The organism is Nostoc sp. KVJ3, assembly GCF_026127265.1.
Lineage (GTDB): Bacteria > Cyanobacteriota > Cyanobacteriia > Cyanobacteriales > Nostocaceae > Nostoc.
This window is the reverse complement of record NZ_WWFG01000002.1, coordinates 2,190,835-2,204,320: the sequence shown is the minus strand read 5'-3', so window position 1 is coordinate 2,204,320 and position 13,486 is coordinate 2,190,835. Positions and strand designations below refer to the sequence as shown.

General features: G+C 41.2%; 10 protein-coding genes. 3 read left to right on the top strand and 7 right to left on the bottom strand.

Translation table 11 applies throughout. The annotated features are described in order from the left end of the window. Positions 1-44 precede the first annotated feature (44 nt). A complete protein-coding gene (locus tag GTQ43_RS25340) occupies positions 45-293 on the bottom strand; it encodes a helix-turn-helix domain-containing protein (protein WP_109012323.1) in 249 nt (82 codons plus the stop codon). 231 nt (positions 294-524) lie between these two features. Between GTQ43_RS25340 and GTQ43_RS25335 the strand changes: the two genes are divergently transcribed. Then, positions 525-3,671 (top strand): N-6 DNA methylase, encoded by a 3,147-nt coding sequence (locus GTQ43_RS25335; RefSeq protein WP_265275466.1) that lies wholly within the window; start codon positions 525-527, stop codon positions 3,669-3,671. Here the strand turns inward: GTQ43_RS25335 and GTQ43_RS25330 are convergent. The 4 genes from GTQ43_RS25330 to hetZ form a co-directional block, all read right to left on the bottom strand. Beyond that, a complete protein-coding gene (locus GTQ43_RS25330; RefSeq protein WP_265275465.1) occupies positions 3,664-4,068 on the bottom strand; it encodes a hypothetical protein in 405 nt (134 codons plus the stop codon). The genes GTQ43_RS25335 and GTQ43_RS25330 overlap by 8 nt on opposite strands. Before the next feature lie 92 nt (positions 4,069-4,160). Then, positions 4,161-6,482: a DUF3488 and DUF4129 domain-containing transglutaminase family protein gene (locus tag GTQ43_RS25325; protein ID WP_265275464.1), complete on the bottom strand. Its 2,322-nt coding sequence runs from the start codon at positions 6,480-6,482 to the stop codon at positions 4,161-4,163. Between the two features lie 559 nt (positions 6,483-7,041). After that, a complete protein-coding gene (locus GTQ43_RS25320) occupies positions 7,042-8,019 on the bottom strand; it encodes a PatU (protein ID WP_265275463.1) in 978 nt (325 codons plus the stop codon). After that, entirely contained in the window at positions 8,012-9,217 is a 1,206-nt protein-coding gene (hetZ, locus tag GTQ43_RS25315) for a heterocyst differentiation protein HetZ (protein ID WP_265275462.1), read from the bottom strand. Before hetZ ends, GTQ43_RS25320 begins: the two co-directional genes overlap by 8 nt. A gap of 204 nt (positions 9,218-9,421) precedes the next feature. Here hetZ and GTQ43_RS25310 point away from each other — a divergent pair, with 204 nt between their 5' ends. After that, positions 9,422-9,895, top strand: coding sequence for a hypothetical protein (locus GTQ43_RS25310; RefSeq protein WP_265275461.1), 474 nt, complete (start codon positions 9,422-9,424; stop codon positions 9,893-9,895). Positions 9,896-10,198: 303 nt separating this feature from the next. Here GTQ43_RS25310 and sds read toward each other — a convergent pair whose 3' ends face one another. Then, on the bottom strand, positions 10,199-11,170 hold the full coding sequence (sds, locus tag GTQ43_RS25305; RefSeq protein WP_265275460.1) for a solanesyl diphosphate synthase: 972 nt from the start codon (positions 11,168-11,170) through the stop codon (positions 10,199-10,201). A 948-nt stretch (positions 11,171-12,118) separates the two neighbouring features. Between sds and GTQ43_RS25300 the strand changes: the two genes are divergently transcribed. Next, a complete protein-coding gene (locus tag GTQ43_RS25300; protein ID WP_265275459.1) occupies positions 12,119-12,316 on the top strand; it encodes a hypothetical protein in 198 nt (65 codons plus the stop codon). Positions 12,317-12,540: 224 nt separating this feature from the next. Here GTQ43_RS25300 and murI read toward each other — a convergent pair whose 3' ends face one another. Next, a complete protein-coding gene (murI, locus tag GTQ43_RS25295; protein WP_265275458.1) occupies positions 12,541-13,407 on the bottom strand; it encodes a glutamate racemase in 867 nt (288 codons plus the stop codon). Positions 13,408-13,486 lie beyond the last annotated feature (79 nt).

Here is a 13,486-nt window from a genome sequence, read left to right as displayed (position 1 = left end):
CGATTGCTTTTAACAGCCAACAACGGAAGGATTTCCATCTTCAACTATTCTTGAAATTTCACTCCTAAGTCAACATTTAGAACTGCTTCAATCTTACGGATGATTCCTTCTGTTGCAGGCGCTCTCAAGTTTTCAGCCTCTAATTGATACCAATAGGCGCGACTAATGCCAGCCTCTCGGCAAATTTGTGAGAGAGACCGTTCATCTCTCTCCCTTGCCTGTTTTATCCGCTTTCCAATATCTGGGAAGTCCTGCACCACTTCCACTACTCGCTTAACTTGCACTACTGTCATGGACTTAACTTCAAATCATGATTTTAGTGTAAGTTGTCTCCAGACAATTGACAACTGTCTACAGACGGTGGACAATAATAGTTGTAAATTTAGGATTGCGACAAAATATGATAAAAACCTGTAAGGTAATCTTCAGAGTTTTGATCTACTTCGATCCCAGCAATTACTCTAAATAGCTTGCTAATAGTTTCGAGAATTTCAACCCATAATAAGGTTTTATAATGTTTTGCCATGTCTAAATTCTTGTCGAACAAAGCTCTGCACGATGTTAACTCTGTTGAAACTGCCTCGCCCAAGGAACTTCAACAACAGCTGAAGCTATTTTCAGAGAAGACAGGTTTCATGTCGTCAGATGTGTTCGACTTAAGAAGTATTCGCCTACTGGTATCTCGGCTTCATGACATTTTCCGTGACAATGATAGCCAGAGCAACATCATCAGCCGCTTTGACGAAATCACGAAACTGGTCTTCGCCAAGATTGTATCTGATAAAACTTACAACAGTGGAGCATCTACACCCTTCTCCCACTCTGATCTTCCTATAAATCCCTGCGTCGTCCGAAAATACTATCAGCATCTTTCACACCAGCACAGCAACCTTATTCCAAAACGGTTTAGTAAGCTTGATTGCTCTGATAGTGCAATCATGAAATGTGTCTTAGCCCTTCAATCGTTCAATTTCACATCTACACAATTTGATGTGAAAGGATTAGCTTACGAAGAAATTGTTCGTAATACTTTTGACAAAGGCGATCATCAACAATTTTTCACACCGCCTCATATTGTTGATTTTATTGTTTCAGCTTGTCAGCCTTATCTTAAAGGTGATATCTGTGATCCAGCATCTGGGACGGGTGGATTTCTCTCTAGCATTGCAAGGCATCAAATAAATTATTCATCCCTTACAAGTATTGAGATTGACGAGCGACTTTCTTGGGTTTCGGGAATTAATATGCTTATTCACGGAGCAAAAAACATTCGTACAGTGTTTCTTCCTGCTGGGGGGACTCTTGGTAATCAAGCCAATCAATTCTTTTCATGTTTCGATGCGATAATCACTAACCCACCATTTGGCAGCGATTTTACTGAGTCTGATGTTTTAGAAACATTTGAATTAGGATTAGGCAAATCATCTCGTCGGCGTGGAATTCTCTTTATTGAACGTTGCCATGCTCTTTTACGTAAAAACGGTATACTTGCTATAATTCTTGACGAAGGTGTTTTAAATTTGTCTCATGCAACTGATGTAAGACAGTTTATTATCAAAAACTTTGATTTAAAAGCTGTTATCAGTCTGCCTGAAACTGCATTCATGCCGTATGCTACCGTGAATGCCTCCATTTTGATAATGTCTAAAAAAATATCTGCTGAGAATAGGGATCTTTCAGTATTTTTTGCTAGAGCAGATAAAGTTGGACGTAAAACAAGTGGGGATGAAGACATTCGTTACGACGAGGATGGAAAAAATTATCTTAATAGCGATCTTCCCTCTATATTAAATGGCTGGCAAAAATACCTTAAAGAAGGTCGAGTTGATGAATCAGAAAACATCTATGTTGCTTATGTTTACTCTAACTTTGACAAAGAGACAAATGGTCATAGAATAGATTTCCAGTATCATCACCCATCTAGAAAAAAAAGCCAACAATTAATTGCTACTTGTATTTATCCATTAAAACGTTTAGCCGATATTTGTACAGAAAGGAATGTCTCTATCTCTCCATGCAAAGAACTTTCTGGCGCAATTATTCGATATACAGGCTTGGCAAATATTGAATCAAATACCGGACAATTTGAACAAGTTCCAACTCCATCTGACTCATTGAAAAGCTCAGTAAAGATGTACCAACCTGGTGATATTGTTTTTGCAAAAATGCGTCCTAACCTGCGAAAGGTTGCATTAATGAGCTTTGCAGAACCAGGTTTTATCTCGTCGGAATGCTCAGTTTTTGCTGTCAAGAAAGCATCTAATGGTACATATCTAATCGACCCTATTATACTAAGCGTTTTACTTAGGTCAGACTTTGTTTATGGGCAAATTATGCATTTGGTAGCAGGTATTGGCCGTCCAAGAATTAACTCAAAAGAATTGTTGCAAGTAATGATTCCGCTTCCACCTAAAGATGTTCAAGAGGAAATTTGCCGTCAGTATTTGAGTCAGCACCAAAAAGTAGAGAACCTCAAATCGGATATTGGAAACTTTTTAGACCGCTCTCAATTAATGCTCACATCGTCAGTACAAGAACTGGTTTGTTCTTTTATTGGAAGCCCAAAGACAACATCTTTTATGCCCATTGAGAATAAAGAAATGGCACTCACTGCTGAAAGCCTGAGAACCTTTCTAAGGGGGGAGTCCAACCCTTTAGATACATTATCTTGGTTAACTGACTTCTTCCTGCCAGAAGTTCTTAAAAGGCTGAATGAAACTGATGTTAGGCGTAAGCTTGGTATATATGCTGGCGAGAAAATTCCAGAAAATGAGAGAAACCTTACTGATGTACGCAATCGCGTGAGTCTAATCATCGAATATGAATTAGCGCGTTTGGCAACTCGCATTCTTGAAGATCACCAGATTGAAGATATTTTCTGGAGTTACGTTGTCGCTAACCGTTTCCCTGATTTAGAAGTTCGTACATCTTCAGGCTCTCGCGGTCTTCGGGTTGAGGTTAAATGCCTTCAAACCATTGCTGAAGAAAAGTCTGCTAACTTTGATACTTTAAGAAAAGACATTCATCCTCTAACCGACTTTGTGATTGTTTTTGCTTGGGACTGGAGGTATGACCCTGAAGATGTCACCTGGGATCGAGCGCCCTTCATTCATCATGCGTATGCTTTCCATGCATCTTCACTTGCTTTACTGCGCGACTGGTACTGGCTCAATTGTCCCCCTAATGATTTGGGTAATGGATTGCAAGGCTTTGACCTTAGATATGCTGTCAATTGCAAAAACAGCACATATAACGAGGAGGAGGGCAATTATGGTAAGCTTCTACGGATATGGCAAGAGGGCTTTAAATATGAACCACCTAAGTCGGATCTAGTTCACCGCACTATTGCAGACTATCTTGCCTTTAAAAATGGAGTGATCAAAGCAGGTTTAGATACTTTGTCTCATTTATTTTTACCTGGACTTTCTGGATCTACTGAGGTTGTTGCTGTCTTTTACGAGAATCAGCGAGTTGGTTGGCAGTCAGGTGAGGTTTGCTTCTTATTAAGCTCTGCTGTTTCAACACAGAAAAAACAAAATTTAGTTCTCAGCCAGCTAACAGTCAGCAAAGTTTACTTACTTACAGATAAATATGCTTGGAGAGAATTTGAGTATAAAAAAGGAAAATTGACATTGAAGCGAACAGGAAAAAAACCAAAGCGGCTTATTTAAGCGAATCAAACTCCGTAGGATCAAGTTCAGCTGATTCAGGTTCAGCTGGGTCAAGCCGGAAATTAACAACTGATTGACAGAATTGAAATACCCACTCGTTGAACTCCAAGCCTGAACAATGATTCATGAAGAGGGTTATCTGTTCTACAGGTAATATAGCAACTAACGTTTTCTCAAAGTTGTATAACTCGCATTTGCTTAAATCGCTGTCTGTTGGCAGGACATGAAAGAAGTACCCGCCTCGATTAGTGTGTCCCTCTGTACTACGAATGCAGATACTAGCTCCCTTTTGTCGCTCCCTCAAAATGTTTGAAACTTGGTCTACAGAAACTGGAGTATCCGTATCCATGCTGACTAAAGGAGGAAAGGGAATATCTTCAAACTTCTTCTTTGGCATCTAAATTATTTGTCTAATTAGGTCTGTCTAAATAAGTGGATATTCTCTTAGAAGAGATAACCTGAAAATTTTGCGCTCTGCTAGGATTTAAATTACTTAGCAGTCTTTTTGATACCTTGCCATCTTTCTCGCAGTCGCTTCAAGTTAGGAGTATGACCACCATAACGCCAGCCGACATAGGCTTGACAAATTTCATCTATGACCTCAGCAGTTGCTGGGGCATGATGCTGGTACGATCCTCTGGCATACTCTAAAGGTGTTTGGGCTGGATGCTTACCTAGACCTTTTTGGGTTGTCCATTGCAGCATTTGTTGATAGAGGCTTTCCATTGCTGGCAATTTCTTTAACCATCGACGGTTACGCCACTCTCGCCACTGACCCCAACCCAGCCAACCAAAGAAAGCTGCTGTAGTAGTCAAAATTAAGCCAGTTAATACACCAAACCAACCTTGAGAGAATAAAGCTAAAAACCAAGCGATCGCTCTAATCACCCATCTAAATATTGTCTCAAATACATTATTCAACAAACCTGTCACCGGAGATGGTAGCCATCCAGCAACCCAGTGCCATAACTGGCGCAACACACTAAAAGTCTGAGTATCTTCCACTGATGGAGGAATAAGGGGATGATTGGGAATCGGGTCAAAGGCAAACCAGCCATATTTCGGAAAATATACTTCCGTCATCGCATAAGCGTCAGTATTACGGACAACATATAGCCCTGTAAATGGATTAAATTCTCCTGGACTAAACCCTGCTACTAACCGCGCTGGGATACCAATGGAACGTAGCATTACTGTGAGAACTGTTGAAAAGTGGTCTGGATAACCGCCTTTATATTTGAATAAAAAAGATTCTACTAAGTCATCTTTTTCTCCCAAATAGGGCAAATCTAAGGGATTTTGCGGAAGAGAGTAGTGTTGCTTCAGGTATTGAGCTAGATAAAGAGTCTGTTCATAAGTTGAATCTAGGCTTTTAGAAGACTTTGATACCCCTTCCCGATGGTAGTTAGCAAGAATTTCTTCGGTACGTTGTCGGACTTTTTCGGCAATTTCAGGAGGGATTTGCAAATAATGCTTCTTAATTTGTTGCGGATAATTATTAGAAGCTTGACCTAACAAAGTGCGATCGCGGTATGGTACTTCAGAAATTACTGTGTAGGTGAGACCTTGTGATAATTCCACAGGCGATCGCAATCCATTTTCTGTATCAACTGCAATCAGTGGTGTCGGAAAGTAAATTTCTTTGGGATAAGCCATCGCCGGAATTAAGTTAGGCAAATCCGCCGCCACTGTATAAGTTTGGACTATCTCTTGGGTTTTACCAGTCATCACAGGGGGATTCAGGAAAATTTGGTAAGACCAAGGCGCTCGCCTCATGGTCATCACATTTTCATTCCGAGAGACTTCCCATCCCTTACCTGTATAGCGATCGAATCCTAATACTCGCCAAAAACCCTCAGCTTGCGATCGCACCCGCATCACAACTTTAGGTTTCATCTCGCCGCGTAAGTTTTGATTAATCTGGCTATTAAAACCGTAATAAAAATTATTATCTATTTTTCCCGGTTCACCTGTTTTATTTTGTCCTGTACCACCGCTACCATTACCTTGATTATTACCATTACCTTGGCGGACATAACCGGGATTAATGATGCTACTACCAGTAAACTTGCCTTTTAACTCGATCGGAGAACTTACAGGAAAATTCCGTAACTGATAGCCAGGGAATCTGGGTAAAACAGCAAAAATTGCCAGTCCTAGACCGACAATTAGCAAAAAAGTCAGAATTAAAAATTTAAAATTAAGAATTGAAGAATTTTTAGTGGTAAGTTTTTCCTTTTGAGTTTTTAATGGCTGCAAACCCAAGCGCGATCGATAATCTAATACTAAAGTTGGTAGAGCGATCGCTAAAAATAACAGCAGTACAGGTGCAAATGCTAAAGTTTGACTGAGCGTTGCCGCCACACCCAATAAAATTAGTCCTATAACAATCGAATAACCTAAATCTTTCCGGCGGGGTGTATCAAAGCTGTGCAACACCTGGAGTTGAATTAATAACTCCGCCAAACTCAACCGCGTATCATTCAACTCTCCCACTAACCGCCCAAAGAAACTACCGAGTGCTATTAACATACCAATGGCGATGCAGAATTTAACTGCAACATTGGCATCACGGCGACGATAGTGACTCCAAATCGCACCAACTAAACTCAGGGGTAACGCCCAAAAACTGAATGAAGTTTCGGCGGCGATATCCGTCGCCACAATTCCCAAAATAACCAACGCTAGCACCAGCGATCGCAAGTAAATCGAATCTTCCACTTCTATTAAAGGCGATCGCTGCAAATTTTGCCGCCAGAAATTACCTACAGGGACACGCCAAAACCGATTCATCCAGGATAAGTTGAGCATTTCGAGTCTATAAATCCCACGGAAACAATGCTGAGAACGAAACTATTCGCCCTACTTTAAAGTATTCCCGTTAGAACAAGCTTTATTATCCTGCCTTCATGCATCTATCTAGGTTTAGCGCCTACTTTTACAAGATGAACTACCCCAGGCTGGCAACGCCAGAGCCTGGGATTTCTACATTTCCCCACTCATCAATAGCACTCTGCGTTCTCTGCGCCTCTGCGGTTCGTCAAAACATAAATTTTGTATAAAAAAACAACACAAGCGAATAAATTCGTTGTGAAAAATTGGTAGCTTGGTAAAACAAAAGCGAAATCAGCACAACAGAAGAAACTCACTCGTTCCCCAGGTTTTGTTAGTAACCGGGTAGATAGACGAGTAACCACGAAAAAAATCAATTATGGGATGGAGGGTGAGTCTACACCCACTGGTTAACTTTAACCAAGCCTTAAGTATAAGGAAGCACCCTGTTGCTAGTAGTATTTAGAGAATAAAAAAGCCCCAAGGCAATAGTTACCTTAAGATATTCGGCATTACGTACTAGCAGTAGTAGTTAAAGTCACACTGTGGGATTAATGACAAACAAAAGCGGTTGTTGGTCTATTTCTGGAAATTCAACTTCCAGAGTATAAATTGGGTTAAGTTGCTCACAACCTAACTCTACACTTAAGCATCCCGGAGTCGAAGATGTTGCCATTGCTAAAGTGCCACTTCCCCGAAGGATCAAAGTTCCTTTAACAGGTAACTCAGCCTGAACAAGTAACTTCGTAAGTTTACCCACATACTGGTACTCTACTCTGATGTTCAAATTACCGACAGTGGTTAACCATTGTCTTTCTACCACTGGACTGGTTGCTGAAAGTGGTAGAGTCAGATTTTCCAGCAGTTGTTTAGCGGCTAGCAACGACAAAGCCATCTGTTGCCGCGGTTGTAAATCTGAATAATCGCTCTGAATACTTGGTATTGTCTCCAGAGTACTTACAGAGCGATAAGTGCTTCTTAGCACCAATCCTGCGATATCGTTTAATGCTTGTGGCTCGTTGGGAAAAAAGTTCTCCACCACTTGAACTAATTTTGCTCCCAGAGGGACTGAAGATGTCACCAATGCCTGGCACTGTTCCAGTAATTGCCGGAAAACTTTCTCCGGTAAGGGACATGGCAGGTTCAATTTCGACTGTTGTACCATCCACCCCCAGGTAGGAACGAGCGTCATCGACGGCTCTTCCACAAAATCGGGATAGTCGATTAATTGTGTTTCCCAGGGAAACAAAGGTGGGTGATCTTGGACTTGGATTTGTAACCGACGTTTAATGACAGCTTGGAAACGATCTTGCACAGTAGGAATTTCTCCCAATTGAAGGGTCTGGGGCGTTTCTCCCAATTTTGGCTCACTGCTTATTGAAGCAGTGGCTTCATTGAGGAGTTTTTTTACCCCGTCATTTTCCTCACATTCTACCGATTGCTCGTTATTTTTGACATCATCTGTCAATAACCAACCGAGATACTGGTATTGTGAGGATTCTGAGTCACTATTCATGAGTAGATGCACCTGATCCGGACACTAATGAGTTACGAATTTCCCAAGCTTGTTCAAGAATTTTAAACCAGCGTTTTTGAAGTTGTGCCATTGACAGCCCTAAAGTTTTGGCGATTTTTTCATCAGCTTGTCCTTGTTGCTTCAACTCTAATAAAGACCGTTGCTTATTGTCTAGCTGTGCTGTGTATACCTGCCATTGCTGGGGAGTTAAGCCCAAATTGGTGTGTAAAGAAGCTTCTAGCCACTCGTGAACCAATTCCCAACGATGTAATAAAGCAAACCGAATCAAATGATACTTGAAGCGCTGCTGTAAGTAATCTCTCTGACGAGGGGTTAAACCTAAAATTGACTCAATTTCCTGGGCTGAGAGATCCTGGAGACGGAGGGAAAAGTAATCAGCACAGTCAGATTGTTGCCGTTGTTCGAGATAATTCATTAATTCTGTAACCACAACAGAACGCAAGGTATCTTCTTCGGGTTCAGGTTCGGCTTGCGTTGCCATTGTGGAGCGTAATTGATGCACTGCTGGTTCTTCCCAAGAACCATCACCTTCATTATTGCTGCCTTCTGCGGCTTGTTCTATATCTACGCTGGTTTCTGGGGGCTGCTGTTGAGAAAAAGTTTGCGCCCGCAAGATAATTAGCTGCTGCTGACGGCCTGGTAAAGGAATGCGTCGTTTGCCGTAGCGTTCAGTAAATGCCATGTACTCGGACAATTCTAGAAGCGTCTGAGGGCGATAAGTAGCACCAAGTTGATTTTCTCGCCGGAAAGCGTTTAATGCTTCCAGATAAAAACTTTGTAAAAAATCTTCAATTATAGTCAGTCGCCCTTGATAACTCAATTGCTTCTGAGGCGGATTAATGTATCGATAAATAATTGCACTTAGAGTACTGTGTAATTCTACCCTGCCCCGATTTGAACCCAACTGATAGTACCTGAGACACTGTTGCAGCCGATGCCGAGCCAGGGTCATCGCCGAGCTTTCTACAGTTCCAGAAGCTTGGATACGTTTGCTCTCATGGCAAATTCGATATACTTCGGTAGTAATACGTGTTGCTACATCGTGGCAATTTTGTTCCGAAGCTTTGGTTGATTGTTGAAACTCCTTGGACAGGAGTTGAAAGATCACCTCCACGCCTTTAGAATTTTCTCCCAGAATATTTGCAGATGGAATAGTTACGGTTGCGGCTGAATTCATAGTCTCAGTTTTCAAAAGACCCTAAGTATTTAAATACAACCTGTAGGACTGTGGGTATTGGCTTTTTTGGTTTTACGTATAAGCTAAACGCAGACCAATCCTATATTGAGGATGTGGCTGATTTTATTATTCCCAACTTGGCTGGGATTGTTCACACTTTGATAGATGTTATTGCCATTACCCAGGAGCCGTATACAAGTAATTATGGATTTAGAAGCACAAATTCAATTGCTGATTGACAATGCACCCCGCGATGGTATAACACCAAATCTGATTGCAGCAATTGCTCCTGCCCTTAGAGCGATCGCTCAAAAATTACGTCACTCCCAATACTATATTCTCCAAAATTCAGAGGAAAGCTGGGTTTTAACTACTTTGAGCAATCGTGCTAATCCAGGATTGGAAAAGCGAGTTATTTACGCTTTCCCTACCATACAGGATGTCTCTCTAATTTCCCCTGCTGGGCTTGACCCTCAAATGCTAGCTAAAATTACTCCTGTCACCCATATTTTGTTCCAATTGGTGGCATTGTCACCCGTAGATAGTATCGTTTTTTTGGAAACGCCGGGTAAGACCACTCATAGCGTTGAAATTCGGCGAACCGATCTAGAGAAACGTATGCAGAAAGAGTTACGACATCTGCGATCGCCTAAACAGATACCCCCTGATATTGCATAGAAAAATTTGGGATGTGGGATTTTTTAGATACAATCCCACATCCCAAATTTTAAATCTCAAATTCTTTTAAAAAAGTTTTTGATGAAAAGAAATTAATGCCCGTCACTACCCTTTTTGTTCTTTAAAAGACCAAGCGATCGGCTTAATTTTCCACTTAATCTAAAATTGATTAACAAATAGTTATCAGTGAACATTTTTCAAATTTTAGCTGACCATTGAGCCAAATTCCCCCACCTAAGTACATCTGGTAGGTTCAGATTGGCATCTAAAACCCTATTTTGTACCTAATAACTAATAACTAATTTAATAGAGACGGCTCAGTGTGTACTCAGCGATGTTAATCAATGCCTGGTGAGATTCTGAGGGTGGAAGAACTGCAAGATGCTCAATTGCTAATTTCGCGTGTTGAGCAGCTAACTCCCGTGCTTGCTGTATGCCTTGACTATCTTGAATTAGTGCTAGTGCTTGTTCTAAATCCCCTTCTTGAGCAAACTCTCGATCGATCAGCGCTTCCAAGGATGGTTTTTCTGCTAAAGCAAATAAAACTGGTGCAGTCAGATTACCACTTTTCAGATCCGACCCCACAGGTTTACCCAAGGTGTCTGTTGTGCTAGTGAAATCTAAAATGTCGTCAACAATTTGAAATGCTATACCAAAATGACGACCGTAGCTATACAAATGCTCAACAGTTTCCCGCGAAACCTCACTGAGTAACCCAGCAGCTTTTGAACTGTTGGCGATTAACGAAGCTGTCTTGTAATAACTCTTCTCAATGTAAGTTTCAATCGAGATACCAGCATCAAAACGATTTAGTCCCTGCTGGATCTCCCCAGTAGCCAAATCCATAATGACTTCTGAGAGGAGTTTTACCACCTCCAAATTGTCCAAGTTTGCTAAATACCAGGATGATTGGGCAAAAAGAAAATCTCCTGCTAATATGGCAATGCGATTACCGAACAAACTATGAACGGTAGGAACGCCTCGCCGCACGTCTGATTCATCTACCACATCGTCATGTACCAAGCTTGCTGTGTGAATCATTTCTGTAATCTCAGCAAGGCGGCGATGACGCGGTGTAATGTCTTGCTCTAACATTGTTGCCCGCGATATTAGCAGGACAATTGCTGGTCTGATACGCTTTCCCCCGGCTCCGAATAAATGTTCGGCGGCTGCAAACAAAATGGGGTGGCGATTTCCAACTAGCTGTTTTAGGTTATCTGCTAGTAGTCGCAGGTCTGCTTCCACAGGGGTAAACAGGGAGGTGGCTGGGGTCATGGATGGGCGGACTCTGACTTAGGTTACGAAAGTTTACATATCCTACACTCATTTTAAGATAACCCTGTGCCAGCGCAAAGTTTTCATAAGTTAATCCCATTTTCATAAGTCTATGGGTGATAATTAAGATAGAGAGTGCGTTTGTCAATAAGCAATTATGCTTACTTCTTGTGGACTCAGGTTTTAAACTCACTTAAAACATGAATTCTCCGTATATGAGAATAAATATAAGCTTAAATTGTATTAAGTAGTTTCCTGGTACACGTTTACCGCCACAGTTCAAAAGAAAATTTAAGCAATATTACTTATTGACAAAATGGATACGATTTAAATATGTCGCCAATGGTAAAACTAAATTTCTTCAAGACTGAATTATAGCTGCTCAAAAAATTTGAAATTTAGCAGTCAAATGGGCTTCAAATTCCGAGTCGTTGTGTTACGCTAAAATATAGGAATTATAAATTTTTCAGATATTCACACCCCCAAAAGTAGGTTAATTACTAAGTGATTTTACATACTCGGTGATGTGAGTCTAAAATAATTAGTCGTAGTTTAGATTAAAGAAATTATTTCTTTGATTTAGATTATGATATGCAAAACTCCTGGTTTGGAGCTATGCGATATCCCTATGGGAAGCCGCTACACGTCTTCAGCGCACGTTGAGCGCGAGCATTGCTCTTTTCACAGCAGTGTGAGAAAAATAACGCAGATCAAGTAGACCGATGAGAATCGTAGTTTTGGCTTGCTAAATAGCAATCTAAACTGCTGTTGGGTATATGGTCTGCAAGAAGTCGCATTAGACAATAAATTTTTTGTCCGTAGAGGGTTTTGCCTCTATAGGTAATTATTACCATAGGAAGCTACAGCAATCAAGAATGCACTTGGTTGTCTGAGGTTCTACTAATTTTATGGAATTTTATATTCGTTTGAAAAGGTGCTAGTAGAACAATGATTTACGGAAGTATACCTATGATGATTTTTATTTTAGCGTCTGGATATTTGTTCACAGTCTACCTATTATTAGCACTAGCAAAGCGAACGGGTACAAAGACTGTTCCTACAAGTTTCCCTTCATCTACCGAAGGAAAATATAAGCAGGATATATCTGTAAGGGCAAAAGTGAGTGAAGCTGTTAACAGTCAGTAGCTTGAAGTTAGGAGTTAGGAGTTATTAATTAAAAACTTTTAACTCCTAATACAGATTAAAGCAGTCCTTGGAGTTGTGCTAAACCGCGTCCATTTTGAAAACTGGAGTTTTAAGAAGGGTATATTAATCAGCCTTGGCTTGAGTTTTGTGCTTTACCCTCATAATAAAAAAACTACGGTTTTCAAGGTAGACGAGGTTTAACTTCTCATTTGCTTCACATAGTTTTATTGGAGTTGGGAAATAGCGGTATCAGTGAAGCAAACCTCTTCAACCATTGGGGTATAGCCTAGCCACTGTACTCCTGATTGGGAAAACTGTTGCGGACACCCGCTAACAGCGAAGCGAGTTGGCAGTGGGAGGTGAGTATTTCTTAACCCTAACAAATCTAACTCTTGGGCACAAGCTGCCACGACATGAACGGCTGGGTCAACTAGCTTGACTTGAGAGGGGAGAAGCGATCGCAATACTGGTGTAAGGTGGGGGTAATGGGTACAGCCATGAACCAAGGTGTCAATTTCCTTCTCTAGTAAAGGCTCTAGATAGGCTCGTGCCACTTCAGCCGTATAGGGGTCATGAATGCGGTTTTGCTCGATGAGTGGCACAAACTCAGGACAGCCAACTTGCCAGACCTGCACATCAGGGGCAATTTCGAGGATGGCGTGTTTATAAGCATTACTTTTTGCCGTCGCTGGAGTAGCAATTACACCAATCCGCTTTCCTTGCTGCACGGCAGCTTTTGCACCCGGTAGAATTACTCCCAAAATGGGGATGTTGAATTCTTGACGCACGGTTTCTAGGGCTAGGGCAGAACTGGTATTGCAAGCCATAATTACCATTTTTACCTGTTGCTGTTGTAGCCAGGTAAGAATTTCGCGCGTAAATTGTAAAATTTCTGCTTGGGAACGGATTCCGTAAGGAAGTCTAGCTGTATCCCCAAAGTAAACAATTGATTCGTTGGGGAGTTGCCGATACAGTTGGCGCAGTACCGTTAATCCACCCACACCACTGTCAAAGATGCCAATTGGGGCACGTTGGGGTTCAAGAGCCGAAAAATCGTCAAGATTCGCTTCAAAGATCGAAGATGAATACACAGGCAGATATAATTTAGGTTTTGGGATTTAAAATACAGAATTTAGCAGACAATTGGCTAATTGACCACTAAATTCTGCC

Coding starts and splice junctions, on each gene's coding strand:
- hetZ (WP_265275462.1), bottom strand. CDS start 9,217: ATGAATTCAGCCGCAACCGTAACTATTCCATCTGCAAATATTCTGGGA.
- GTQ43_RS25330 (WP_265275465.1), bottom strand. CDS start 4,068: ATGCCAAAGAAGAAGTTTGAAGATATTCCCTTTCCTCCTTTAGTCAGC.
- sds (WP_265275460.1), bottom strand. CDS start 11,170: ATGACCCCAGCCACCTCCCTGTTTACCCCTGTGGAAGCAGACCTGCGA.
- GTQ43_RS25325 (WP_265275464.1), bottom strand. CDS start 6,482: ATGCTCAACTTATCCTGGATGAATCGGTTTTGGCGTGTCCCTGTAGGT.
- GTQ43_RS25320 (WP_265275463.1), bottom strand. CDS start 8,019: ATGAATAGTGACTCAGAATCCTCACAATACCAGTATCTCGGTTGGTTA.
- GTQ43_RS25300 (WP_265275459.1), top strand. CDS start 12,119: ATGATTTACGGAAGTATACCTATGATGATTTTTATTTTAGCGTCTGGA.
- GTQ43_RS25310 (WP_265275461.1), top strand. CDS start 9,422: ATGGATTTAGAAGCACAAATTCAATTGCTGATTGACAATGCACCCCGC.
- GTQ43_RS25335 (WP_265275466.1), top strand. CDS start 525: ATGTCTAAATTCTTGTCGAACAAAGCTCTGCACGATGTTAACTCTGTT.
- GTQ43_RS25340 (WP_109012323.1), bottom strand. CDS start 293: ATGACAGTAGTGCAAGTTAAGCGAGTAGTGGAAGTGGTGCAGGACTTC.